This is a genomic window from Neobacillus sp. MER 74 (genome assembly GCF_023714155.1).
Map to the genome: position 1 here is coordinate 38,771 of NZ_JAMAUV010000013.1, position 26,372 is coordinate 65,142.

The 26,372-nt window shown below is 38.0% G+C and carries 24 protein-coding genes and 1 riboswitch; of the genes, 9 read left to right on the top strand and 15 right to left on the bottom strand.

Annotation, left to right across the window (positions count from 1 at the left end; translation table 11 throughout):
- Position 1: 1 nt before the first annotated feature.
- Positions 2–1,243, bottom strand: a complete 1,242-nt coding sequence (allC, locus tag M3610_RS19235; RefSeq protein WP_251461478.1) for an allantoate deiminase — start codon at positions 1,241–1,243, stop codon at positions 2–4.
- Between the two features lie 172 nt (positions 1,244–1,415).
- On the opposite strand from allC, the gene M3610_RS19240 reads away from it, so the two are divergent.
- Positions 1,416–3,026: a PucR family transcriptional regulator gene (locus M3610_RS19240; protein ID WP_251461480.1), complete on the top strand. Its 1,611-nt coding sequence runs from the start codon at positions 1,416–1,418 to the stop codon at positions 3,024–3,026.
- A 144-nt stretch (positions 3,027–3,170) separates the two neighbouring features.
- Here the strand turns inward: M3610_RS19240 and M3610_RS19245 are convergent, their stop codons facing one another.
- Complete coding sequence (locus tag M3610_RS19245) at positions 3,171–4,370, bottom strand: phosphoglycerate dehydrogenase (protein ID WP_251461482.1); 1,200 nt, start codon at positions 4,368–4,370, stop codon at positions 3,171–3,173.
- 149 nt (positions 4,371–4,519) lie between these two features.
- Positions 4,520–4,599, bottom strand: a riboswitch (ZMP/ZTP riboswitch).
- 103 nt (positions 4,600–4,702) lie between these two features.
- The gene (locus M3610_RS19250; RefSeq protein WP_251461484.1) at positions 4,703–5,752 is read right to left on the bottom strand and encodes a threonine aldolase family protein; all 1,050 of its coding nucleotides are present in this window, start codon (positions 5,750–5,752) and stop codon (positions 4,703–4,705) included.
- Positions 5,753–5,929: 177 nt separating this feature from the next.
- Between M3610_RS19250 and M3610_RS19255 the strand changes: the two genes are divergently transcribed.
- Together M3610_RS19255 and M3610_RS19260 are read left to right on the top strand one after the other, a co-directional pair.
- Entirely contained in the window at positions 5,930–6,445 is a 516-nt protein-coding gene (locus M3610_RS19255; RefSeq protein ID WP_251461486.1) for a PH domain-containing protein, read from the top strand.
- Entirely contained in the window at positions 6,442–7,884 is a 1,443-nt protein-coding gene (locus M3610_RS19260; RefSeq protein WP_251461488.1) for a PH domain-containing protein, read from the top strand. The genes M3610_RS19255 and M3610_RS19260 overlap by 4 nt, the downstream gene beginning before the upstream one ends.
- A gap of 202 nt (positions 7,885–8,086) precedes the next feature.
- On the opposite strand, the gene M3610_RS19265 is transcribed toward M3610_RS19260, so the two are convergent.
- From M3610_RS19265 to M3610_RS19295, 7 genes are all read right to left on the bottom strand, one after another.
- Complete coding sequence (locus tag M3610_RS19265) at positions 8,087–9,121, bottom strand: DUF3231 family protein (RefSeq protein ID WP_251461490.1); 1,035 nt, start codon at positions 9,119–9,121, stop codon at positions 8,087–8,089.
- Between the two features lie 190 nt (positions 9,122–9,311).
- Positions 9,312–10,079 carry a TSUP family transporter gene (locus tag M3610_RS19270; RefSeq protein WP_251461492.1) on the bottom strand — a complete coding sequence of 256 codons (768 nt, stop codon included), beginning with the start codon at positions 10,077–10,079 and terminating at the stop codon, positions 9,312–9,314.
- Positions 10,080–10,109: 30 nt separating this feature from the next.
- Complete coding sequence (locus M3610_RS19275) at positions 10,110–10,931, bottom strand: class I SAM-dependent methyltransferase (protein ID WP_251461494.1); 822 nt, start codon at positions 10,929–10,931, stop codon at positions 10,110–10,112.
- Position 10,932: 1 nt separating this feature from the next.
- Entirely contained in the window at positions 10,933–11,364 is a 432-nt protein-coding gene (locus M3610_RS19280; protein ID WP_251461495.1) for a MarR family winged helix-turn-helix transcriptional regulator, read from the bottom strand.
- A 170-nt stretch (positions 11,365–11,534) separates the two neighbouring features.
- On the bottom strand, positions 11,535–12,806 hold the full coding sequence (hmpA, locus tag M3610_RS19285; RefSeq protein ID WP_251461602.1) for an NO-inducible flavohemoprotein: 1,272 nt from the start codon (positions 12,804–12,806) through the stop codon (positions 11,535–11,537).
- A 200-nt stretch (positions 12,807–13,006) separates the two neighbouring features.
- Positions 13,007–14,887, bottom strand: a complete 1,881-nt coding sequence (gene htpG, locus M3610_RS19290) for a molecular chaperone HtpG (protein WP_251461496.1) — start codon at positions 14,885–14,887, stop codon at positions 13,007–13,009.
- Between the two features lie 240 nt (positions 14,888–15,127).
- Positions 15,128–16,135 (bottom strand): DUF3231 family protein, encoded by a 1,008-nt coding sequence (locus tag M3610_RS19295; RefSeq protein ID WP_251461497.1) that lies wholly within the window; start codon positions 16,133–16,135, stop codon positions 15,128–15,130.
- Between the two features lie 182 nt (positions 16,136–16,317).
- Between M3610_RS19295 and M3610_RS19300 the strand changes: the two genes are divergently transcribed.
- The 4 genes from M3610_RS19300 to M3610_RS19315 all read left to right on the top strand — a co-directional run bounded on the left by M3610_RS19300 (position 16,318) and on the right by M3610_RS19315 (position 19,380).
- Positions 16,318–16,503 carry a hypothetical protein gene (locus M3610_RS19300; protein ID WP_098575418.1) on the top strand — a complete coding sequence of 62 codons (186 nt, stop codon included), beginning with the start codon at positions 16,318–16,320 and terminating at the stop codon, positions 16,501–16,503.
- Positions 16,504–16,731: 228 nt separating this feature from the next.
- Positions 16,732–17,646, top strand: coding sequence for an MBL fold metallo-hydrolase (locus M3610_RS19305; RefSeq protein WP_251461605.1), 915 nt, complete (start codon positions 16,732–16,734; stop codon positions 17,644–17,646).
- Between the two features lie 98 nt (positions 17,647–17,744).
- A complete protein-coding gene (locus M3610_RS28355) occupies positions 17,745–18,410 on the top strand; it encodes a YhcN/YlaJ family sporulation lipoprotein (protein ID WP_251461498.1) in 666 nt (221 codons plus the stop codon).
- Between the two features lie 151 nt (positions 18,411–18,561).
- Positions 18,562–19,380, top strand: coding sequence for an SGNH/GDSL hydrolase family protein (locus tag M3610_RS19315; protein ID WP_251461499.1), 819 nt, complete (start codon positions 18,562–18,564; stop codon positions 19,378–19,380).
- Between the two features lie 46 nt (positions 19,381–19,426).
- On the opposite strand, the gene M3610_RS19320 is transcribed toward M3610_RS19315, so the two are convergent.
- From M3610_RS19320 to M3610_RS19335, 4 genes are all read right to left on the bottom strand, one after another.
- Positions 19,427–20,410 (bottom strand): glycerophosphodiester phosphodiesterase family protein, encoded by a 984-nt coding sequence (locus M3610_RS19320; RefSeq protein ID WP_251461500.1) that lies wholly within the window; start codon positions 20,408–20,410, stop codon positions 19,427–19,429.
- 157 nt (positions 20,411–20,567) lie between these two features.
- Entirely contained in the window at positions 20,568–21,389 is an 822-nt protein-coding gene (locus M3610_RS19325) for a histidinol-phosphatase (RefSeq protein ID WP_251461501.1), read from the bottom strand.
- A gap of 102 nt (positions 21,390–21,491) precedes the next feature.
- On the bottom strand, positions 21,492–22,052 hold the full coding sequence (locus M3610_RS19330; protein WP_098575413.1) for a DUF2062 domain-containing protein: 561 nt from the start codon (positions 22,050–22,052) through the stop codon (positions 21,492–21,494).
- Positions 22,053–22,181: 129 nt separating this feature from the next.
- The gene (locus M3610_RS19335) at positions 22,182–22,982 is read right to left on the bottom strand and encodes an HAD family hydrolase (RefSeq protein WP_251461502.1); all 801 of its coding nucleotides are present in this window, start codon (positions 22,980–22,982) and stop codon (positions 22,182–22,184) included.
- Between the two features lie 236 nt (positions 22,983–23,218).
- Here M3610_RS19335 and M3610_RS19340 point away from each other — a divergent pair, with 236 nt between their 5' ends.
- Positions 23,219–24,484, top strand: a complete 1,266-nt coding sequence (locus M3610_RS19340; protein ID WP_251461504.1) for an MFS transporter — start codon at positions 23,219–23,221, stop codon at positions 24,482–24,484.
- A 49-nt stretch (positions 24,485–24,533) separates the two neighbouring features.
- Here M3610_RS19340 and M3610_RS19345 read toward each other — a convergent pair whose 3' ends face one another.
- On the bottom strand, positions 24,534–25,049 hold the full coding sequence (locus M3610_RS19345; protein WP_251461506.1) for a hypothetical protein: 516 nt from the start codon (positions 25,047–25,049) through the stop codon (positions 24,534–24,536).
- 160 nt (positions 25,050–25,209) lie between these two features.
- Here M3610_RS19345 and M3610_RS19350 point away from each other — a divergent pair, with 160 nt between their 5' ends.
- The gene (locus M3610_RS19350) at positions 25,210–26,304 is read left to right on the top strand and encodes an AbrB family transcriptional regulator (RefSeq protein ID WP_251461607.1); all 1,095 of its coding nucleotides are present in this window, start codon (positions 25,210–25,212) and stop codon (positions 26,302–26,304) included.
- Positions 26,305–26,372 lie beyond the last annotated feature (68 nt).

Sequence of the window (26,372 nt, forward strand, 5' to 3'; positions counted from 1 at the left end):
CCTAATATGCTAGTTTATATAAAACTTCAGTTAATAGATCAATTCCTGTTTCTAAATCTTCCAAACTCGTAAATTCTTTTGGTGAATGGCTGATTCCCTTTTGACTCGGGACAAATATTAAAGATGTGGCGCATTTCGTACCGAATACTTGTGCATCATGACCTGCACCCGATATCATGTCTTGATAACGGTAGTTCTTCCGCTCTGCGATTTCGCGAGTCCACTCACACATCTCTCCGTCCATCTTAACTGGCTGTACATCCATCCATTGGGAAATCGTCACTTCGATTTGTAAGCTTTCAGCAGATCGTTTAAATTCCGTGAAGATCTCATTGCAATATTGATCAATCACCTCTTCCTGATGATGGCGGATATCCAGGCTAAACTCTACCTCACCAGCGACCACATTCGGCACATTCGGTTTTACCTGTAATCTTCCCACCGTTGCCACTAATTGCGGGTAGATCGCTTTCGCTTTTTCCGTTAAAAAAGAAATAAACTGGGAAGCGGTAGTAACCGCATCCTTCCGATAGGACATCGGGGTCGTCCCTGCGTGGTTACTTTCTCCCTTTATCTGAATGGTATAACGGCGTTGTCCGACAATATGAGTGACGATTCCCACTTGTTTCTGATTTTTCTCAAGGACCATCCCTTGTTCAATATGAACCTCAACAAAGCGTTCCACATCATTACGAACGGGAGATGAATACTTTTCAGGATCAAATCCTGCCTTTTTCATCGCTTCTAAAAATGGAATTCCTGCTGAGTCTTTCACCTCTTTTACCCGGTCAAGGGTGTACGTACCACAGATATTTCTTGATCCCCAAAAGGTAAGGGGAAAACGACTCCCTTCTTCTTCACTCAGAGAGACCACTTCGATTGTTTTCTTAGGGTACCCATATGCTTGAAAGAGCCTCCTTACCGCTATAAAACTGGCAAGAATTCCATAAGCACCATCGAATTTCCCACCATCGATGACCGTATCAACATGAGAGCCGGTTAAGATTGTCTTCCCATGTAAATCAGTCCCTGGTAATCGTCCAAATAAATTCCCGACACTGTCAAAGTACGTATGCAGTTTCGATTGTTCCATTATATTTTTTAATGCCAGCTGCGCCTCTAACCAGGATGGAGAATACAAAAGTCTTGTTACCCCCCCGTTTTCTGTTTCTCCAATCGAAGCAAGCCATTCAATCATGGCTCCCACCTGACCTTTATCCAAGTTGTCTACTTGAATGTCCATTCACTTCACCCCTCACCATATATACTTATATTCCTAGTTTACAATCATTAAAAATGAACATCATTAGAGGAAACGTAAAAAATATCAACAATTTTTAGGCAAATTAACTAAACCATGCTAAAATAAATGAAATATTTTCAGTGTTTTGATTTTTTCACAAGGAGTGTTTTCCATGAAAGTACATGAAGTCTTAATAATCCCACATTTATCAGGAATGACGGTTATCGCCGGAGAATCTGGAACTGCTCGCGAAGTGGAATCGGTCAATATGATGGATGCACCCGATATTATTCCATTCTTACATGAGAATGAATTTCTTATCACAACCGCATATCATTTCAAAGATCAGCCCTCTAAGCTAACCGAGCTGGTTCAAGCGATGGCTGAACAAGGGTGTGCTGGATTAGGAATCAAGACGAAACGCTTTCTAGATAAAGTACCATTAGAAGCTATAAATCTGGCAAACGAGCTAGCCTTCCCCATTATTGAACTCCCATTAGAATTATCACTTGGGGAAATTGTCAATCATACATTACGGGCAATGCTTGATCAACGGGCTGCTGAATTGACGCTTGCATTAGAGATCCACAAGCAATTTACCAAGATCATTATGGAAGGAAAAGGGATTGAATTCTTACTGCAAGATTTATCTCAAGTGATCGAGCGTCCTGTTATATTATTGGATCAGTATGTTAAGCCGATTTATCAACCTATGACCAACCTAGACTTTCCCTTCATTCTGGATGGTCTCAAGATTCCTTATTCGATGACTTCACCCATTTCCATGTCAGTCCGAGCCACTAAACAGACCTGTACTTTATTCCCTGTACACATGAGTGAAAAGAAACAAGGATTTCTTATGATTATAGGGGAGATTGAGAAAACCAATCAGCTGATTTCATTAACGATCGAACAAGCTACCAATGTAATCTCGTTTGCACTTATGAAGGAACATGCACTCCGACAGAAAGAACAAAGTATACGAAATGATTTCTTTCTTCATTTTTCAGATGGTACGTTTTCTTCTCAAGAGGAAATAATCGGTCGAGCAGCGGAGTTTTCATTACCCAATGACCAGAAGTATATTTGTGCAGTGGGGCAAATCGACAGGGACGACCATCACCCTACCTATACTGAGCGCCTTGAAAAAGCAGATGATATTTATGATTTTATCGAAGGGGAAGTCTCTGTTATCACTCCATACATCCACTTTTTCACAAAAGGTGAAACTTGTATTCTTTTATTTGAAATTCAAGAAACCATCTCAACGTCCAGCAGTTACTGTGAATCGACTTTGCTTTCCCTTCAGGAAAAAGTATCTACTTACTTCCGGAATACGATATCCTTCGGGGTGAGTAATTTAAGTCATTCGTTTCTTGATGTAAAAAATGCTTACAAAGATGCGGTAGACGCCTTATCACAGGGGCAGCTTTCAAGGAAAACGGCCTATATCCAAACCTATCATACCAAGGATGTCATGGAATTATTGCGAATGGTCCCCAGAGATGAGTTAAAGAATTTCTATACATTTGCCCTAAGTCGATTGGCAAACACAAAAGTGGAAGATGAACAAACACTGCTAGATACGTTGTCTGTCTATTTAGAAACACACTGCCAAATTTCCGAAACGGCCAAACGGTTGTTTGTTCATCGTAACACGGTCATCTATCGAATTGAAAAGTGTGAAGAGATCCTTGGAAAAAGCTTAAAGGATTCAGAAACAACGATGCAAATTAGACTTGCCTTACGGATCAAATCCTTGTTTGAAGCTTATTTCGACTAACCTTTTTACCATAAGAAAAAGAGTCTCTTACCATTACAGAAAATATCGATAAAAAAAGCCATGCCCTCTACTATTTTTTAGTAGTTGGGCATGACTTGTGTTTCCCTTTTATTATCTATTTTCTATATTTGGCAAAAGAAAAGCTTAGATAACACGCGCTGTGACAATACCTTCAATTTGATTGATTTTTTCTAACAAACCAGGAATGACATCGCCATTTATTTTATTATCAATATCGATCATCGTATAAGCATAATCTCCGCGGCTTCTATTAATCATGTCAGCGATGTTTAGATTATAACTTGAGATTGCTAGTGTCAACTGGCCTACCATGTTTGGAACGTTTTTGTGGAATGCTGCCACACGGCGCTTTCCTGTATAATCAAGTGATGCGTTTGGAAAATTCACAGAGTTTTTGATATTTCCTGTTTCTAGAAAATCCTTCACTTGACGTGCCGCCATGACGGCACAGTTTTCTTCTGATTCTTGGGTAGAAGCACCAAGATGTGGAATCGGAATAACATTTTTCATTCCCAATACATTTTCATTCGGGAAATCTGTAATAAACTTACCAACCTGACCGCTTTCTAAGGCAGCAGCCATATCCTTTTCATTCACTAGCTCTCCACGAGAGAAATTTAAAATATGAACGCCAGGCTTCATGATGCTAAAAGTTGCTTCGTTAAACATCCCTCTTGTATCATCAGTAAATGGAACGTGCACAGTGATATAATCAGAATTAGCAAAGAGTTGTTCAATGGTCATTGCACGCTGAACATTACGGGACAAATTCCAAGCTGTATCAACAGAAATAAACGGGTCAAAGCCAATGACATCCATGTCTAAATCAAGAGCATCATTTGCAACCAGTGCACCGATCGCACCTAATCCAATCACACCTAGTGTTTTTCCTTTAATTTCTTTTCCAACAAATTGCTTCTTACCAGCTTCGACAAGTTTCGGAATTTGTTCGCCTTCCCCTGCTAAATTCTTTGTCCACTCGATACCGTCAAACAGGTTACGTGATGAAGCCATTAATGAAGTAAGAACGATTTCTTTTACCGCATTCGCATTTGCACCAGGAGTATTAAACACAACAATCCCTTGCTCTGTACATTTATCGACTGGAATATTATTGACTCCCGCTCCGGCACGTGCAATGGCCTTTAATTCATTGCCCAATTCAAGGGCATGCATATTAAAACTGCGAACCACAATAGCATCCGGATTAACACTGTCATTATCAATCGTGAATGTATCCTGATTGAAGACCTTTAGCCCGCTCTCAGCAATATTATTTAACGTTTTAATTGTTTGCTTTTTGTCTAGGATAGTTGTGCTCATTTTATATTCTCCTCTACTCTTCTGTTATAGTTTTCAATATCTCTTTTTCTATAAGGATCTGTTTCTATTAGAATGAAGAAATTTAACAGTCTTTCTAGCCGTTCCTATCCCCCCCCTAATATACAGAAAGAGGCAAGGATTTGTTTCCTTACCTCTGCCCAGGCGAACGGCTACGACTTATATGTGCTCCCTCACGGTAATCCGTGTTTCGCCAGTTACACATCGTCTTTTTTTATTTCTCTAAAAATAACAAATTTTTAGAGAATATTCAAGCATATTGACCTTTTAAAAGATTATTTTTTTTTATAAAACTTATTGACTTCACAATTTTGTTATTTTGATTTCCTATTGATCTTCTCAATAATTCCCTTTAAATCCTCAAGAAAGGCTGCTACCCCCTCATCTTTAGTTGCCCAAGATGTCACAAGGCGAATGGCCGCGTGTTCCTCATCCACCTTTTCCCAGAAATGAAACCCATAGTTTTTCTCTAATTCTGTAATCAACTCATTAGGTAATATCGGAAAGATTTGATTCGATGGAGAATGGGTTAGAAATGGAATATTTGCTTTGCTGATTCCTTCTCTAAGTGTTGCTGCCATCTTATTTGCATGAGTGGCTAATTCAAAGAACAAATTGTCCCGGAACAGTTCAAGAAATTGAATGCCCAATAGTCTCCCTTTTGCTAGCAGCGCCCCTTTCTGCTTCATGTGGTACCGAAAATCTTCCTTTAATGACTCACGGCAGATGACTAGAGCCTCACCAAGAAGTGCCCCGTTCTTTGTTCCTCCGATATAGAATGCATCGACCAGTCTAGGGAGATCGCTTAACTGGAGATCATTCTCTTCCGAGCAGAGAGCAGAGCCAAGTCGTGCCCCATCCATATACAATATAAGATGGTTCTTTTTGCAAAAATCACTTAACTGCTCCAGTTCATTTCGGGTATATATGGAACCTATTTCAGTTGAATTTGATATGTATACTAATTTTGGCTTGACCATATGCTCATCAGGATGACCATCAAGTACCACTTGTACATCTGATGGAGTTAATTTACCGTTTTCCGCTTCAATCGAGAGGATTTTATGGCCCGTCGCTTCGATTGCCCCTGTTTCATGGCCAAGAATATGGCCGGTACTAGCTGCCATGGCCGCTTCATGCGGTCTTAAGAAAGCTGAAATCGCAATCAAGTTGGTTTGTGTGCCGCCTGATAAGAGATGAACATCAACGTCCGGCTCTCCCATTCTCTCTTTTAGCAGTTCAACCGCTTGTCGAGAAAATTGATCTTCTCCATATCCATCATCTTGAACGAGGTTGGATTCTATTAATGCATTTAAAATTCTAGGATGTGCGCCTTCGCTATAATCGTTCTTAAAGCTATACATGATTGTGCCTCCATATAATAATTGAATTTTTCTCTTCCTTTCCATCGTAGCATAATATGAAAAAAGCTAAAAACAAGAGGAATATTGGCGTCAAATAAAAAATTAAAATATAACGATTCTGTATCTAGTGAAACTTCTTGATAGAATGAAACGTATACGATATTTGAGGTGAAATATATGTACATACAAATAGAGGAACCCACAGAAACTATTTCGGCTGATGCGGTAAAAATGTGGAGAATATCAAATTCTGTTGGGCATGGAATCGTCTTTCTTATTATTGGGGTTTTAATTGTTTGCACGGAGATATTGAACTGGTATGGATGGATTGGTGTCGTTCTTTATATAATTGGTGGAATAACCATCTTATCCGCGATCTATTCCATACTGATTGAACCAGTCTTTCTGCAGAAGACGTGGCGGTATAAAATTGACCCCCAATTTATTCAATTGAAACATGGGAAATGGCAAACACAACACACGTTAATCCCGATGGAAAAAGTTGAATACGTTCGCACTGAACAAGGACCCATCATGCGGCATTATCAACTATACAAAATAGAAATTGGCACCACTACTTCTAGTCATGTCATACCTGCCATTGCTTCGGAACAAGCAAAAAGACTACAAGCAGAAATTGCTATTTATGCAAAAATCCAGGATTCACAGGTAGGAGGAGGAGAAAGAGCATGAACCAAACGGCAAAAAGGTATCACCCCGCCATTATCGTTGTTGAAACGGTAAAGTTAGTCAAAAGTTCGATTTGGTTCTTTCTCTTTTTATTTGTGCTTAAAGCTTCCTCCACTTCAAATTGGGTCATTTGGGGCCGTTATCTCTTTCTCATTATTACATTATGGGGATTGGTTTCGATTCTATTGAGATGGTTTTTTCACCGCTATGAAATTGACCGGGATTCCATTGTTCTATATGAAGGGGTATTTGTTAAAGAAAAGCGTACATTTGCTTTAGACCGGGTCCATAACCAAACTTCGAGTACCACTTTTGTACATCAATGGTTTGGTCTTACTTCCCTAACTCTTGAAACCGGTACAAGTGGTGAAAATGCCTCTGCTGAGTTTCCCATGATTACAAACGAAGAAAAAGAACGAATTATCATCCATTTGCAGCAAAAACAAGATTCGATTGAGGCGAGAGATGAAGGAGTAGTCGTTCAAACCGAACTGGGTAAGGTTCACTTCCGCTCCACCAAAAAGGATATCGTAAAGGCATCTTTCACTTCACTCAGTTTCTTGGCTATTTTCCCTTTATTAGGTGCGATTTATACCAATCTAGCGGATTATTTACACATCGAGAAAACTGCGAAGAATGCGCTTGATTACTTACTGATCCATTGGTGGGTAATGATAATTCTTTTTGTCCTTGCCCTTGGATTATCCGCTGTGTTAGGCTTTTTCAAAACCATGTGGAAGTATGGGAATTTTGTCATTAGTGACGATGATGAGCGGATTTATATTGAAAAAGGCGTTGGCCGTTTTGTCAGCTTTTCCATCCCGAAACATAGAGTACAAGCCATAGTCGTTGAACAATCCATTCTGAAGCGGATACTCGGACTCGCTGCTATCAAACTTATCAGTGCAGGGGGCTTCGAAGAAGAAGAAAAGGAAGAAACCAGTTCATTATATCCTTTTATGCCTAAGCAGGAAGCCTATCGGGTTTTACACACAATCCTGCCTGAATATCGGATTGAAGAACATATGGAGCGTTTCCCGCTGAAAGTCCTCTGGCTTAAACTCCTCCATCCCTATTATTTAACGATTCTGGCGATTAATGGGCTATGGATTTTTAAACCGGAGTGGCTTTGGATCGCTTCTATTGTCTTTGTCATTTCAGTTTTACTTCGGATCCTAGACTACTGGTTTACTAGTTATCTGCGTGAAGGAAATACCATCCAAGTCAGAAAAGGCGGTTTAACAAATGAAACCTTTGTTACCCATCGTGAACGGATTCAACAGATTACGGTAAAACATACATGGCTGCAGCGTCGCTTTGGTGTAGCAACCCTCCAATTCACCAATAAGGCTAAACCAACACATGATACTGAACTATATGGAGTTTCGAAGGAAGACGCAGGAACTTTTTATACCTGGTACAAGAAAAAATCCGCCTCATAACAATAATTAAGTTCCGCTTTTAGGCTCCACATTTGTTAGCGAAAATAACGGTCCCCTTTTTTTTAAGCATGCTGGAAGTCGATCAAGCCGTATATGACAGAAAAAAGAAAGAGTCTGATGGAATAACAATAAAGGAAGCCCGAATTCATTTGATTTCGGGCTTTTTTTGGTATATTTTGATTTTGAATTACATTACACTCGACTAATTGGTAGCTAATTTTTCTCTTTCTGGTGCATGTGGTGCTTGTTCCATCCACCCCTTCTCAATATAGATTTTTGCTGCACTTTCAACAAAAGAAGCAATTTTCGTAAACGATTTAGTATAAACGAGCCCAACATCGTGTCTACCATTTACAGCTATCGAATTTCCAAATCCCCTTATTTTCATTGAAAACATATCCATTTTATGAAATAGCATTATCTTATCGGAAAAGGGAGAAAAAGTAGATGTTGTCACTAAATCATCAAGAAAAGATGGTGCAGGCAAATTTTCATCATGTAGTTTTTGCATATAGTTTTGAATATTTGTTGTTGTAAGATCTCTTCCTTTTTCAAATAATTTCCGAATCTTTTCATCCTTTGCCACTAGGGCAAAAGCCATAATTAATGCCTTACTCGTTACATTATTTTCAATATTATCGTAAAAGTGTGCGATTTCTAATGGGTGCAAAGGTCTTACATGTCCAAAGAAACCATTTAAAAAATCCTGATGAACAAATTCCACTTTATCTGGAATTGGAATTAAAGGCGGCTTAATTATTAGACCTTTATTCATTAATATTTCTTTGATTTGGTTCATTAAATCCATAGTGCAATCCATACAATACCTGAAAAATTCACTTACATCCTTTTGATAAACAAGAGGGATGGCGACGTTATAAATACTCATTCCTGCTTTTGACGCATATTTAAGATAGTGAACATAGAATTCATCTTGAAATAACCGTGGAGCCCCTAGGTTTACGTCCTCTTCTGAAAATCCCTTTGGTATAGGGAAATTCTCCTTTTGAAAAATCCCTTCAGTGATTTTCATAAATTCTACGCTTAATTTTAAGGCATTTTCTAACAAAGTCTTAATATCACTATCCTCAACATGTTGAAGATAATAACTTAAAATGCACTTTCCCATGCTGTTTCCCATATAGGTAGCCCAAAGTTTACCCATTTCTGCTGACGTTAAATTTTCATTTATATAGGTTTTATATGTGTTTAATTTAATCGGCTTAATTGTTTTCATGAAGACTCCCTAAACCTACTTTTCCTACTAGTTTTTCCTTTATTCTCAGTCATATTCTAAGATAATATTTTATATCCCTACAACAGCACAAAAAGAACCAGCGGCCAAAACGGCGGCTAGTTCTTTAATTCTTACATCCGTCACTTAAATTCATTTCCTAGTAATCAATTCTAACTGTGTTTATTCCCTGCTATTGAAAATAATCATAGGTATTTTTTGCTAACAATAAAAAGGTAACAACGATAAAAAGGGCACGGACATAGCCGCTGCCGCGTTTGATTGCAAATTTCGAACCTACAATAGCTCCAGCTACTTGTGCCAGACCCATTGGTATCCCGTAGGCATAATTAACTTGTCCTAAATAAATGAACATCAACAATGCAGAAATATTACTTCCAAAGTTTAAAAACTTGGCATTTCCAGCCGCCTTTAAAAAATTAAAGCCCATCATTAAAAAGGCAAAGATTAAAAATGAACCTGTTCCAGGACCAATAAAGCCATCATAGAATCCGATGGCAAAGATGGCCAACATAAACATGATTTGATGGTGGATGGCGAATTTTTTGTCCGTCGAAATACTGCCCCAATCTTTTTTAAAAATCGTATAAATTGCTACCACTGCGAGCATGATTAGCATCAATGGCTTTAACAACTCGGGATTCATTAAATGAACCGTCCACGCACCAATCATCGAACCAATAAATGTTAGTGGAAACAATTTGTAGACCGATTTTAAATTAAGCTCTCCTGACCGATAAAACATCACTGTACTTGTTAAGGAACCAATTGTTCCAGCAAGTTTATTGGTTGCCACGGCAGCCGCTGGTGTCAAACCGGTAAATAACAAGGCCGGCAAGGCAATCAGCCCCCCGCCGCCAACCACAGAGTCAATAAATGCAGCTAAAAAGCCAAAAACAACTAAAATAAATAATAACGATGGATCTAAATCAAATAACATCTAATCAGCCTTTCTTGTTGTCACAACTAACTAATTTTCCTTTTCGAAACCCAAGTGGATAAACTTCAACAGTTTAAATAAATCAATCAACCTTACCATTACACGCGTTCCACTTTCCCACTCTTTCCTTGCAGGGATTCCTTTGAAGTACGATACAGAGGAAAGTAACTTTATGTTTGGCGACCAGCCTTCAAGCGCCTTAGGATTATTTACATAAAAATACATCTTCGCACCTTTATTCCCTGTTTTTTCCACGGTTCGATTAGAGATATTTAGCATCATTTTTGACTCTGCATCAAAGTACATTTCGCCGCCTGGAAAAAAGAGCGACATTTTCTGAAAGATTTCTTTTAATTGACTTTCCTGAAAATAATAGAAAACCCCTGCAGATATAAAAAGTATACCGTCTTCCTTATTAAAGATTACATCATCAAACCATGACACATCAAAAAATGATTTGGCGATACTGGAGTTCCGAGGTGTATCCGGGATAAGAGATTGGCGGAAAGCGATGGCATCAGGTAAGTCAAGGTTGTACCAGTTTATTGTCCCATTATCTACTCTTGAAAAGGTTGTATCAAGTCCAGAACCAATGTTAACAATGGTCGCCCGAGGGTGCTTATTGATAAATTTGCGTATGGTATCTTCCATTTTCCGTGCACGAACGAGATAGCTAATCCCGCCGTATTCACCAAAAGTTTTGGCGATTTCGGTAAAATCAAAGTGGCAGCCTGCAATGATCTCTATTGCTTCTTTGTCATATAAAATTTCTGGATTCTTCTCACTTGCTGTTGCGCGTCCCCAAAGGGGTATTAGCATCGTGCCTTGAACGGATTGTAAATCTAATTTCATACTATCTTTCCTCCATTATTTTAAGCAGATAATTAACTTTATGCAAAGCATATTGAAGATCCAGCTGCTCTTCACTCGTTAGCTTCGACAAATCATTCATAAAATTTTGGTGAATTTTCGTCCATTTTTCTTGCTGTGAGGCTTTTCCTTTTTCCGTTAGCTCGATAACAAACGACCTTTTATCATCTTTATTTTGACTTTTCGTAATAAATCCTTGCTCAAATAAACGCTTAACTAAGTCGGTCATTTGCTGTTTAGGTATATTCAGTCCATCGCTTATTTGTTTGATTGTCAGGGCACGTTGATTCATAAATACGAATTCTAGGATTTGGTTCTGTAAATGCGACAGGTTACTAGCTTTTTGATTTATTCGCTGAAAACTGTTAAATACATTCGGAATTAACTCGATATATTCTTTACTAATTTCAGACATGATCTTTGATCAACTCCTATTATAGTAATGAATTATATATCAAATCGATAAAAAAACAAATATTTTTTTGAAATTAGTACATTATTACTTACTAATATCCCGCCTTTTTTGTCCAATTCAAAAACTCCCTTCTTAATTCAGAAGAGAGTCGTAAATGGTGTTTTTTTGTCTTAAATGTCAGCGTCTAAACTTCCGAACGAACCAAAGAATTCATAATGAATTTGTTCGTCTGGTATCCCCCATTGTTTTAATGATTTATTGACCACTTTCATGAAAGGCTCTGGTCCACAAAAATAAAAATCAGCATCCTTGGAAGGCACCACTTGTTGAATCCAATCAAGAGTTATATACCCCTCCTTATCAAATCTTTTCATTTCCCGATCTTCTTCTGATGGCTTTTCATAAATAACAAATGATTTTACGTTCTTATGCTCTGCTGCCAAATCGTTTACATGTGTTTTAAATGCATGAAAATGACTATTTATCGCGGCATGGATAAAATAAATATCACGATCTGGTTTTTCTTTCACTGTTGTATTTAACATACACATCATTGGGGTAAGCCCGACCCCTCCACTAATTAATATTAATGGACGTTTTGATTCTATATCTAAATAAAAGTCACCTGCAGGCGCAGTAATCGGGATAATATCCCCCTCTTTGACATGATCATGAAGATAGGATGATACCACTCCGGCCGGTATGTCCCCTTTCGAATCCTCCCGCTTTACACTGATACGATAATAGTCTAAACCGGGACTATCAGACAAACTATACTGCCTAAGATGGGTATATTTTTCATCTGGACTCTCCATTTTCACCGTTATGTATTGCCCTGGGATAAAGGTAGAAATTTGTTTTCCATCCTTTGGCTTTAAATAAAAGGACGTAATCACATCGCTCTCCTTCACTTTTTTCTCGACCGTGAAATCCCTGAATCCTGCCCAACCTCCCGGCATCGACTCTGTGGTTTGATACATTTTATTTTCCATTCGGATAAACACATCGGAGATTACACCATAGGCATCTGCCCATGCGTCCATGATTTCATTGGTAGCTGCATCGCCCAATACTTCCTTAATAGCTCCCAGAAGATTTTCCCCCACGATGGGGTAATGCTCAGGCTTTATTTGTAAGCTCCGGTGTTTCTCCCCAATACGCTCTAGAACTGGCATGATCTGACTAAAATCTTCAATATTTGCGGCAGCTCCATAAACGGCATCTGCCAATGCTTTCGGCTGATGCCCCGTAATCTGGTGTGTTTGATTAAAAATGTTTAGAAGTTCCGGATGCTCTTTAAACATTCGCTTGTAAAATTGCTTGGTAATAGCCTCACCATGCTCTTTAACTACAGGTAAAGTTGCCTTAATAACCTCAAGTTTTTTCGGATCAAGTGCTTTTACTACCTTTAGCACTTCTTGCCAAGAATTCTTTTCTTCCATTTTTGTTACAGGCATTTTTTTGGACTCCTTTCTTCTTTCAATAATAAGGTTGTCCAAGTACCCATTCACTATGAAGGTAATTTCTGTAACGGGATGATTATTATTGTTATTGGAATAAAGTTTGTTTGAACTGTATCAGCAGTGGTACAAAAAACCGCCCTCACTTTATTGTGAGGACGGCATATAAGAGTATCAATGGTTTACACCATTATTTTACATATATCATTTGTAAATTCTACTGGGTCACTGATTGGTAGTCCTTCGATCAATAGGGCTTGATTGTATAATAACTTGGTGTACAAGTCCAATTTACCTTTATCATTTTCGAAAGCCTCTTTTAAGGATTGGAAGACTTCATGGTTTTTATTGATTTCTAATACTTTGTCGGCTTTGATATTTTGATTATCAGGCATAGCTGCAAGAATTTTTTCCATTTCAATTGAAATGTCTCCTTCTGTTGCCAGGCAGACTGGGTGGGACTTCAGTCTTTTGGAGATTCTTACATCCTTCACTTTATCCGCTAAAATGTTTTTCATATAATCAAAGAGTTCTTTGCTTTCTTGCTCTTTGGATTCGGAATCATCTTTGGTATCTTCCCCTTCGATTCCTAGGTCACCACTAGAGATTGATTTGAATTCTTTCTCTTTGTAGTTCATTAACATTTTGATGGCAAATTCATCGATATCCTCAGTAAAGTAAAGGATTTCGTAGCCCTTTTCTGACACGAATTCAGCCTGTGGTAATTTCTCAATTCGATCAATTGATTCACCGGAAGCATAATAAATGTACTTTTGATCTTCAGGCATTCTTGACACATATTCATCCAGCGTAACGAGTTTCTTCTCTTTAGATGAGTAGAACATGATCAAGTCTTGTAATAATTCTTTATTGGCACCAAAGTCGCTATAGACTCCATACTTTAATTGACGACCGAACGATTGATAAAATTCTTCGTATTTTTCTCTTTCTTTTCTTTGCAGGCTTAGTAATTCGCTCTTGATATTCTTATTAATATTTTTCGCAATCAGCTTCAACTGGCGGTCATGCTGGAGCATTTCCCTTGAAATGTTAAGCGATAAATCCTCGGAGTCCACCATCCCTTTGACAAAACTAAAATGGTCAGGCAGCAGGTCTGCGCATTTATCCATGATCAGAACGCCATTTGAATAGAGTTCTAGGCCCTTTTCAAACTCTTTCGAATAGAAGTCGAAAGGCGTTTTTTCAGGGATGTAAAGAATAGCATTGTACCGGATGGACCCTTCTACGCTGATATGGATATGTTTGATCGGTTTATCAAAACCATAGCGTTTTTCCGCATAGAAGTTCTCGTAATCCTCATCAGTTAACTCACTTTTATTCTTTTTCCAAATTGGAACCATACTATTGATGATTTGTTCTTCATGATATTCCTCGTATTCGGACTCACTGCCATCCTTAAGTTTTCTGCTGGTAACATCCATTTTAATCGGATAACGAATGAAATCAGAGTATTTCTTAATGATTGATTTTAAGCGATATTCCTGTAGATACTCATCATAGTTTTCATCTTCGGTATTTTCTTTAATCTTTAAAATAATTTCTGTACCGACAGAATCTTTTTCAACCGGCTCTATTGTATAACCATCAGCACCTGTGGATTCCCATTTATATGCCTCATCACTGCCTAATGCCTTACTAATAACGGTAACAACATCAGCTACCATGAATGCAGCATAAAAACCCACCCCGAATTGACCAATTATGTCATAGCCATCTTTAATTTCATTTTCCTTTTTAAAGGCTAGGGAGCCACTTTTGGCAATTGTTCCAAGGTTCGTTTCCAAGTCTTCCTTTGACATTCCAATCCCAGTGTCTAGAATCTTCAATGTTCGGTTCTCTTGGTCCGGAATCAATTTAATGAAATAGTTGTCTTTGTCAAATCGTAAAGAATCGTCAGTTAAAGCTTTGTAATAGATTTTATCAATCGCATCACTTGCATTGGATAGTAACTCTCTTAAAAATACCTCTTTGTGTGTATAGATGGAGTTAATCATCATTTCTAGTAATCGTTTCGATTCTGCTTGAAATTGTTTCTTCGACATAGAAAAATCCCCTTTCCACTTTAAAATGCGATTATGTAATCTCTGATTTAGGCAGTAAATCAGAACTATTAGCACTCTAACTTACCGAGTGCTAATTCCATATATTTAATATCATATTTTTCGTTAATCTGTCAATATGTTGGGTTTTTTCAACCTTAAGAAAATAACAACAGCCGCATAAAAAAGAAGGGTTATTTTAGCTAAAGCTAAAATAACCCTCCATTCACATTGTTTTTGTGATTATTTATTTTGGTTTCTGATAGCTTCTCTATCTATCGATTGAGGCGGTTTTTCAAACCAACCATGATCAATCATAATTTTTGCCCCATCCTCCGCATAAGCTCCAACCTTCAAAAGGTATTTCTCATACAATAGGGCTAAATCCTTACGAAGTGAGGCGGCTATGGCAAGTCCGAAGTCCCCAATTCCAATCGCACTCTGCGTATTGGTATGAAATAGCATTAGTTTATCTGAAAAAGGAGCTTCCGTGCTTGCTGTAATCGTTGAATCCCATGTGGAAGGATAGGAATTGTCATCCTCTTTTAATTTTATCATAAAATCTTCCACCATTTTCTTACCTAAATCATACCCTTCTTTAAAATAGTCGCTAATTTTTTTCGACTGAGCTACTTGGCTAAATCCTAAAAGCATCGTTTTAGCTACGTTTGATACCTCAATGTTTACCCCGCAATGGGCAATTTCCATGGCAAGCAGTGGACGCCGGTGCCCGAGTAAACCTCCAAGAAAAGATTTATCCGTAATATATTCTACCTTTTCTGGATAGGAAATATATGGAGACCGAATAAATACCCCTTTTTCCTGCATCATTTTTGTATTTCTGTCATAAAGGGTTTCCGTTTGGTCATAAAATCTTTTGAATAAGTAACGCACATCTTCTCTAGAGGAAATGGATTTAGCTAAGCTATATGTATTCAATCCCGTCCTTCCCATATGGTGCAAGTAACGCATATACGTTACATCAGAAAATAGTTTTTTTGCTTGTAAATTCACATCCTGTTTTCCAAATCCATTTGGTAGAGGAATACCTTCTTTTGTAAATAACTCTGATATTAGATGGAGATGGTCATGAGCAGATTCTAGAGCGAATTCAATAATAGGGTTAATATCCTGATCTTCGGTCGTTTGTAAAAAATGACTTAAAATACAAATCGCCATTGAATCACCAACATATGTACTCCATAACATTGAAATTTCAGCCGATGTTATCTTGGGGTTATGGTGCTCCATTGATTTTCAACTCCATCAAAGAATTCTACAGATTTAAAATACTGTTTTCTTTTAATGTTAACCTTTTCGGCATAAATATAATTGTAAATACAAATTTTATATTTTATTCTTTCACATAATTGACATATTTGTAACGAGATTGACATATATTTTATCAATCGCATAGGAAGGAGGGTGAACCAATGGATAATCGAATTTTATTATTTTTTGTTTCGATTTTGTCTGGTTTTGCACTTATTAGAGTTCCTTTAGCCGATTCATTTCTTGAAAGCATTTCCCCGGTTACTGATATCATTGGCATACTGACCGTTCTTGTCTTCTCACTCGTCTTAATTTACAAGGGCGTAAAAGGTTTATTCAGTAAGTAAAGATATGATGGAAAGCACTCTAATGGGTGCTTTTCTTTTTTTGCCTTTCAATCCCTACTTTCGCCCTATATTCTAATCATTTCCTTCATCACCAAGAGACATTTAAAGGTATTATTTACTTGGCGCTGTAAAATGATTCTGGTTTGGTGCTGACTGTTTTCTTAGGTTGTTTACCGTGAATCATGATATTCTGTACTAAACATAAAAGGTGGAAAATCAAGGAGACGAATCATGAAGATCTATTCGAATTTGGATAATGTGACTAGTTACAAATCGTTTAAAGAGCTGCGGAAATGGCAAAGAGAACGGAAAAAGAAAGTGAAAGATTTAACAATTAACATTGAACAATATCCTTTAAAAATGGTACGTGAAATAAAGGAAAATAAAACTAGGACATCTTATACATGGGTGGGCCACTCCACTTTTTTGATCCAACTAAATGGAATCAATATTCTTACCGATCCTGTTTGGGCAAAAAGGATGGGGTTAGAAAAAAGATTAACCGAACCTGGCATCTCGTTAGCAGATCTCCCAGAAATTGATGTGGTCGTTATTTCTCATGGCCATTATGACCATTTGGATTTCCCTACCTTGAAAAAATTAAAAGGAAATCCCCAATACTTGGTCCCCGCTGGTCTTACGTCTCTTTTCAACAAAAAAGGCTATTCGGATGTGACGGAATTGAATTGGTGGGAAAATTTAGAATATGGCGGGATAACGTTCCATTTTGTTCCTGCGCAACATTGGACAAGAAGATCTCTTACTGATATGAATACCTCTCATTGGGGAGGCTGGATAGTTCAATCCCCCCAAGAAACGCTCTACTTTGTCGGGGATACAGGATATTTTAGTGGATTTAAACAAATAGGGGAGCGTTTTACTTCTATTGATACAGTGTTTATGCCTATAGGTGCTTTTGAGCCAGAATGGTTCATGGCCCCTGCACATATCTCACCAGAAGATAGTGTGAAGGCCTTCATTGAATTAAAAGCAAAATCCTTCGTTCCCATGCATTATGGTACGTATCGGTTAGCTGATGACACTGGACCAGAAGCCTTAGAGCGTCTGCACCGTGAATGGGAAAAACAGCAGCTTCCCCAGGAACAATTAAAAGTACTGCTACTTGGGGAAACAGTCATTTGATCTGTTTCCACTCAAAATTTCCCTGCATTTCCCCTCGAATACATTCACTTAAACAGGTCACGATAAGTTTGTAAGACTTTTTTAAGGGAGTGACTTTTGTGGTGAGAAAAAGCTGGATGACTTTTGTTTTAGCAACGACCCTATTGGGTTTAACAGGCTGTGCAAATGACAATGATAATGCGGCCAATAATAATACCAACGATTTAGGTTTCAATAATGTTAGAAACAATGCTATTAATGGTGTGAATGTAAGGAATGTCGCTAACCAAAATTTACGTGTTTCGGCCCGTGCGACTCGAAACGTGGAGAGCTTAAAGGAAGTTGATCAAGCAAATGTGATCATTCGCAACAATGATGCATATGTAGCTGTTCGATTAAAGGGGACTCAAAATGGGACTCGTGCACGTGGCGGCACAACGGGGACTGGTCCAAATATGAATGCCACTTATGGAAATGGCTATAATTCAGGTACGACAGGTACCAATGGCTCTGCCAATTTGCATGCTACAACAGGTAATATCAACAACGCTAATATTACTGGAACCAGAGGAACAAGAACAAATGCACGCGGAATCAATACACTAGATCAAAAAATCATAAACCAAGTTCGTGCAGCTGACCGCAGTATCGACAATGTTTACATTTCTTACGATACCGATACTTTCGGTCAAATGACGAACTATTCGAATGATATTCGGACTGGAACAAACAGAAACGACCTTTGGGACGACTTTTCAAATTTCGTAAACAGGATGTTTAGATAATTTGATGTGATTGGTCATCATCACCTGGATGATGACCTTTTTCTTTGGTTTTCAAAAGAGATTTGACATTATCCTCCTTTTTATTGGAAATCACATTCTACTTTCTTCACTTGATATTCTGATATAATAGAATATTCAAGGAGTGGATGGTATGAAACTAGTAAAATATCTTTTTGTTTGTATATTGCTCATTGGACTTAGTATTTCTGCGTGGATTTATTATCCGCAGTATCAAATACATCAGATGAAAAAACATTCGGTTGTGGTGAACAAAAGCTCTAACCAAACCTCCTATCTTAATTATTATCGTAATGCAAAAATGGCTCAAATTCATCATTTGGCCATTGGCGATTCTATCGTTCGCGGAGTCGGTGCACCAAAGGAGAAGAATTTTGTCAGTCTATTTTCTAGCAAATTGGCAGCACAAACTTCCAAAAGAATTGTCACACAAAACGAAGGAATCAATGGAATTACCAGTAGTGAATTAAACAGCCTGGTTCAGGAAGGTCGATTTGATGAATCGATCAAGCAGTCTGATATTGTCACGATTAATGTAGGCGGCAATGATATTCTACAACTGGCAAAGGGTCAAAATTTTCGTTCGGTGATTCAAGGCTACGACCAATTAAAGACCAATTTCTCGAAAAATCTAACAGATATTACGGCGAAAATAACCATGCTTAACCCAAACGCCACGATTATTTTTTTAGAATTATACAATCCATTATCACCTGATGACCAATTGTATCCATTGGCAGATAAAATGCTCCCGAAGTGGAATATTAATATATATGATGCTGCAAACAAAGTCCCCGGGTCAATCGTCATCGAGACAACGAAGGTCATAAACGGGGCACATCTGCAGAATCTTTCTCCTGATGGTGTCCATCCAAACCTGGCTGGGTATACCGCCATTTCAGAGCAAATGATGGATCAATTTAAACATCAATTTAGAAAAAGTTCAGTATAAAACCGAAGGAAGACTCATTTCCTTCGGTTTATTGTGTTAACATAGACTATTGCCCTGCCCCTTTAACTAACGGGGCAATTCTATCAATCCGATTCGTCCATATGCCTCCAGTAAAGTGATCTGGAAGTCGTTTTAGATCTTCCGCTGAATCAAATCCTTCAGACCACCCTCCATCACCTGCGACCACTATGACTCTGGTATTTACTTCATCCATCCGATTTAAGAATTTATTCGGCCAGCCCCATAAAAGTGGTGCATATTTTTCAGGAACATGTAATTGTGTGTTCTTACACGCTGATGGGATATAACCTGTCCATCCCACTCCTAAATATGGGATCAAACAGCTTTTTAGTGTAGCCATAGACATCACTCGTAGTTCTGGAAGCTCTTGTTTTAATGCAGCAATTGGTTGATCATCACCATACACAGTAAGCTGATCAAGACGTTTATCCGCTAGTTTTGATAGAAATCCAGCAAGCATCGACCCCTCTTTTGGATCCGCATTTTTAATATGTATCAGAAAGGGTTGATCAGGGAATTGAGTCATCACTTCGTCAAGTGAAGGCATTAAGCCCACACCTTTTCCCCGGAACGGAAAAGTCTTACCATTATCAGCTGTATATCCGTAACCAATATCTAGCTTTTTTAGTTCTGCCATCGTGTAGTCTTTGGTGGACCCTTTCACATTTGTGCGGCACTCAAGGGTCCCGTCATGGAACACCGCAAATTGACCATCTTTTGTTGGTTTTATATCTAATTCGACTAGATCAGCACCGTCATCAAAGGCAGCCTTCATCGAGGAAAGCGTGTTTTCTAAGTAGGGATGCTCTGGTTTATAAATGCGCTCCGCTGTACATGTATCCCACTCGATCCCTTTCATAGTGAAAGTTTGGCCAAGCCCACGATGTGCCAGCAAGAATGGCTCACCCTTACGATCCTTCGTTAATAAAGAGCTATTATTAAAGAACATAAATACAATTAATAAAATCAAAAATAGTCCGAGTCTTTTTAATCGTTTTTTGAATTTCATTTTTTTCCTCCATTGCAAACATTAAGGTTCCCCCTTATTCATCATAATGGAAAGCAAAATTCTAGACAATTTTGAGCAACAAAAAAACACCCGCCACGATTCATTTTTCTAAATGAATGTGAAGGGCGTTTTATTGAATAAATCGACGACCGGCTGTCTAAATCCTAACAATCATTCTCTCTTTGTTCTTAAAATAAACCCATTCCTTGAACCCAATTTCCTTGAGACGCTGCTGAACTAGATCAAAATCGTCCCCCACTCGATGCGGATCATGGGCATCGGATCCAAAGGTTACTTTCACACCATAGTGTAGAGCCATTTCAAGAATATCGTCCGACGGATACCAGCCGCCAACGTCCTTGGTTTTTCCAGAGGTGTTGATTTCAATTGCAATATCATTTTCTCCAATCACTTTTAGGGTATGTTCAACCGCAGCTGTCTGAATGGAAGAAAAAGCAGGATAAAATCCTTTCATGGCATCAATATGGCCGAGGATTTGAAACAGACCACTTCGTGCGGATTGCTCAATCAGCGAGTAGTAATTTTCTTTCGACTTGATCTTTTCTTTTTCTGTTAAGCCGTTCCATCGCTTTTTATTAAAAATACTTACTCCGTCCACATAGTGAACAGATCCAATGATGTAGTCAAAAGGATACGGCTCAAAACAGGAGCGGTAAATCTCAACGGACTCAGGAAAGAAATCAGACTCTACCCCAAGCAGCACGTCGATTTTCTCTCTATAGATTTGTTTCAATTGAAGGACTTCATTAATATATTCGGGAAATGCGCTTTTTGCCATGGCGATGTTGGGATGGAGTTGATCCTCCTCACTGCTGAAGTATGGAGAATGATCAGCGATACCGATCACATTTAATCCTCTTTCAATGGCGGCTTCGATATAATCTTGTATTTTTCCGCGCGCATGACCGCACCGCTCATGATGGGTATGTAAATCAAATTTCGAATGTAAAATTTCCACAATTTTCACCTCAACTATTAATATGTACATTCTCCAGAAAAGATTAGTCCAAATTAAAAAAGAAAACCCCTTCCATTGAAGACGTTTTCCTAGCAACACTACTTAAATATAGTTCTGATTGATTGAATTAAGAGGAACTTCCCGTTTATCTCTTCTTCTTTTTTGCCTTTTGGCTTTTTCCTTTTCATAAAAATGATACACAATAAAATAAGAACAAATACCAAGAATTAACCCAAAAATGGACATTCCTATTAACGTATGAATTCCTCCATGAAGGATACTTACAAGCGTATGAAAATCGCCATGGATTAATTTTTTAAACGAAAACGAGGAATGGTTCCCGAAATGAACCTTCATTGGAAATAGAAATTTCCCTAATGTTTTTGCAAAAGGTAATAGAATAACCGGGAGCAGTGTTAATTTTCCGATCACATTTCCAATAATCGATGCAGGTAATGAACCTTTCGCTAATCGGACAATTGGAACAAATAATATATAGATAAGTGATCCTGTTGACAGAACCAACATTTCTAAGCCAAGGCCAAGTGCAAATCCTAAGGATACTTTTTTGGCTCCACCAGGAGACCTGAGCAGTTTAATTATATTTAACTTAAAAGCACGTCCAAAACGTTGAAAAAAATTATACTTTTGTTTAATGCTCATGTAGGTATCTCCTTACTAAGATAGATAAGTTTATTATACTCTAAATCAGCCATAACTACTATTCTAACAAATTAACTTTTTAAACAAATAAAGAGTGGCTCCCGAAAGGAAACCACTCTACTTCAATGTTTAGGCTTGAACCTCTTTATTTAAATAAATTGACAGTATTTCTTTGACAGAATTCCTTCCCCTATTTAATGCAGTATTATATGCTTGTTCTCTGATAAACTCCGGCAAATGTACAAGTGATTTTAATTGAGCGTAAGTCCCGCTTGGTTCGATTTCGATATCGACAATATTATAGCTCCACTCGATCTCAGCAGGTATATGGATCGCATTGATTCCCAGTTCAAGCGCCGGTTTGATGTCCGTTTTGAGTGAATTTCCAATCATCCAAGTACACTTTTTATCTGTGTTGATATTATTTAGAATCTGCTGCAGTGAATCGGTGTTTTTATGTTCAAATATAAAGATTCTGTCCTCAAAGTAATCCGTTAACCTCAATTGAGTAATCTTTCTCCTTTGGTTTGCTTCATCCCCTCCTGTAAATAATAACAATTGATGTCCGTCAGCTTGTAAGGTATCCAGGATTTCATACATATATGGAAACGGTTTTACCTTTCGTTGAAAAACACTTTGACCAATTTTTTGAATTTGATTAATTTCAGCCCCCTTCAGTCTTCTTCCAAATCTTAGGCAAAAATACCGATAGGTTGCCACTAAGGATTGCGTATATAAGGATGAATGCAGGCCGTTTTTTTCCACGCCTTTTATGTCAATTTCAGATTGCTTTTCGAGAATTTCTTGCTTTGATACCGATGTAAACCATTTCTTCATCACATTTGCAAATCTGTTTCTCGATTCTACAAAATATTTATTGCAATGAATTAAGGTGTCATCTAAATCCAATATTAAGGTTTGTTGATTCATGAACCAATTCCCCCTTTAATAATGGTGTAAACTAAGTATATGAGTTTACATCATTTTCATGATAAAATGAGCCTTTCCTAATTAAAGTTAGTGCGTTAGTATTGTAGGACTTTTTTACTACCAAATTAATAATATCAATATAATAGTAGCACTAAACAAAGTCAGTACCTTAAAAGACAAAAATCCAAATTTATGTAGTATAATAAAAAAATTATAGCTAACAGGAGTAGAGATCATTGGAAAAACAAAATAGCAAGTATCGATGGGTCGTTTTTGTGTCAGTCTTATTAACGTATTTATTAATTGTGAGTCAACGAACGGCTCCTGGATTGATTTCCGACCAATTAATGAAAGATTTTAACATAACCGCTTCTACGATTGGATTATTGGCAAGTATTCAATTCTTTGCGTATGCTGGCTTACAAATTCCGGTAGGGATCTTGTCCGATCGATTTGGTCCAAATTTCTTTCTAGTGATTGGGGCACTGCTTACAGGGATAGGTACATTAATTTATAGTACGGCCTCACATGAAGTCGTATTTCTTTTGGCTAGATTTTTGGTAGGTATGGGTGATGCGGCGATATGGGTTAATTTAGTTTTAATCCTCAGTCAATGGTTTAAAGTAAGAGAATTTGTAGGATTACTGGGTGTCGCGGGAATGGCTGGAAGTTTTGGCTTTTTGTTAGCGACCGTGCCCCTTTCGTCATGGATAACGCTATCCGGATGGCGCGTACCTTTTTTAACAGCAGGAATAATGTTGGTTCTTTGCAGCGTTCTTCTATATATCGTGCTTATTAAAAAACCTAAGAAAATGACGTGGAAAAGTACTACTAGTAATAAGCCTAAGAAACCTCGTGAAAAAACACTGGTTTTATTACGCCGCATTTTTACCACCCGTCAGGCATGGGCCGCCTTCTTTTGTCACTTTGGTGCTGTTGGTACGTATGTAGGATTTATTGGTTCTTGGGCTGTCCCTTATGGGATGCATGTTTATGGGTTGTCTCGTTCAGATTCAAGTCAGCTGATTATGATCGGTCTCATCGGAGCAATTATTGGTGCTCCGTTAACTGGCTGGATTTCTAGCCGCTTAGACTCCATTAAACGAATTTATGTTGTTGTTCACTGTATTATTGCTTTATCCTGGGTGTCATTTTTAATCATGAACGGAAAGCCGCCCCTCCTGATGCTTACGATTATTTTCTTTGTTATTGGATATGGAAACGGGGCTAGTGCCTTAACCTTTGCGATTGTCAGAAAATCTTTTGATATCAAAGAGGTCGGAGTGGTTTCTGGTTTTGCCAATATGGGTGGATTTTTAAGCGCAGTTCTATTACCAAGTATTTTCGGGAAAGTATTAGACCATTTCCATTCATCTGCAATCAGTGTCGGCTACCATTATGGTTTTATCATCCCTGCACTTTTCTCCCTTCTAGGGTTATTGGGTGGATTAATTATCATTGAAAAACGAAAAGAAGTCGTTCACCAGACACAATTAAATTAACGAACGAAAAAACTAGGAAACAGTACGTGATTTTCCTAGTTTTTTTCATTCATTCAATTGAATAATTCATGACCCATTCGGTGTTTGGCAAGTAGTTTATCAGGAAATGGCGGCCTTCCACACTGTTTTTGATTGGGTAACGTGGATTTGGAGCAATGCTTAGTCGTTTATTATTGATGATTACGGTAATCGTTCCTTCTATTTGACCTTTGGATGTAGCTTTCTCATAAACAATTTTGGAAGGAATCCCTTCTATTTTTGCGTAATTTTTTTTAATGTATGCTGGTGAATCCGCCCAAAATGAAGAAGCACTATATAAGGCTACAGCACCAAGTCCAAGAATACCTAAACGATAAATCCAAACAACTGATGAACCAATAATGGGTAATTTTTGCACCCTGTTAAAACCTTTCCAGTCGTTTTTTATTTTTAAACTATATAAAATAAAGGATAAACCCGCGCCTGTTAAACCAATCGTGACAAACGGGAAGATATTCGTATAGATTCCTAGTGGGACGAATAAGATGAAGGTAATACCGAGTCCAAATATAACTGGTGCTTTCATATATTCCTCTCCTTTTAAGAATATATTGGATAACTTCTCCATTATTATGTGTAGATTAACCCTAAATTACTTAAGTTTAGATAAAATTTCCACATCATGATAAAATTATTTTTGGGACGTAACAAGTAAACATTTTATTTAGACAGAAGGGTCTTCTTTGATGAAATTTACTATTGACGATAAAAGGCTTCGTTTTTGTGTAACATTGGTAACCGCATTAATTGGAGGGGGGTTATTTTCCAGCATCCATTCACCGATTCCATGGCTGCTTGGACCAATGACCGCATTATTAATTGGCTCTCGGTTCGGAAAAGTTCAGTTTTACTGGCCAAGGATGATTCGAGATACCGGCTTAGTTATAGTTGGATATTCCATCGGTCTCTCGTTTTCAAAAGAAGCACTGCTGGAAATTGTGGCAAAACTGCCTTCTATGTTGCTGATGACGGTATTGCTCGTTTGTTGTTGTGCTGGAATCGCTTTTGTCGTATCCAAACTGTCTGGAGTCGATTATCCGACCGTCTTGATTGGCAGTATTCCTGGCGGGCTTTCTCAAATGATAATATTTGCAGAAGAATTAAAAGGAATTAACATAACAACCGTGACGTTTCTCCAAGTTGCTCGATTGATAATGATAATTTTCTTTGTTCCCTTTCTTATCTTTGGACCGCTGTTTAATAATACTTCCAACACAGTTCCTAACATAGTTACTGGTGGTGCTGTCTCCACTGGGCCCTTTTTTCCAACCATTATTTGGTTTGGGTTGATTTGTGTGGTTTGTGCATTACTTGCTAGAAAACTTCATTTTCCTACGCCGTATTTATTAGGACCAATAATAGGAACAGCCATCTTCAATTTAATTGGGGCACATGGGCCATCGTTACCCCCATCCTTGCTGGATGCCTCCCAATTATTTATTGGAGCTTACATTGGGCTATTATTAAAACCCGAGAAACTCGAACATAAAACAAAAATTATTTCGCTTGCACTCATAAGTGGGATGGTTATGATTCTTGTCTCCATTGGGTTAAGTATGCTGCTCGTTAGTTTTTATCATATTAGCCATGCCACTAGTTTTTTAGCCCTAGCTCCTGGGGGCATGGATCAGATGGGAATTCTCGCGCATGTCATCCATGCCGATTTATCCATGGTGACGGGCTATCAAATCTTTCGCCTCCTTTTTATTTACTTTGTCGTTCCTCCCATTCTTAGGTGGATTTTTAAAGTCGGGATGGGAAAGACCGTAAATACTCCTTAGATACATGGTTTCAATTATTTGTATTTTTTTGGATACAAGTAGTTAAACTATATGAAAAACGGAGATAA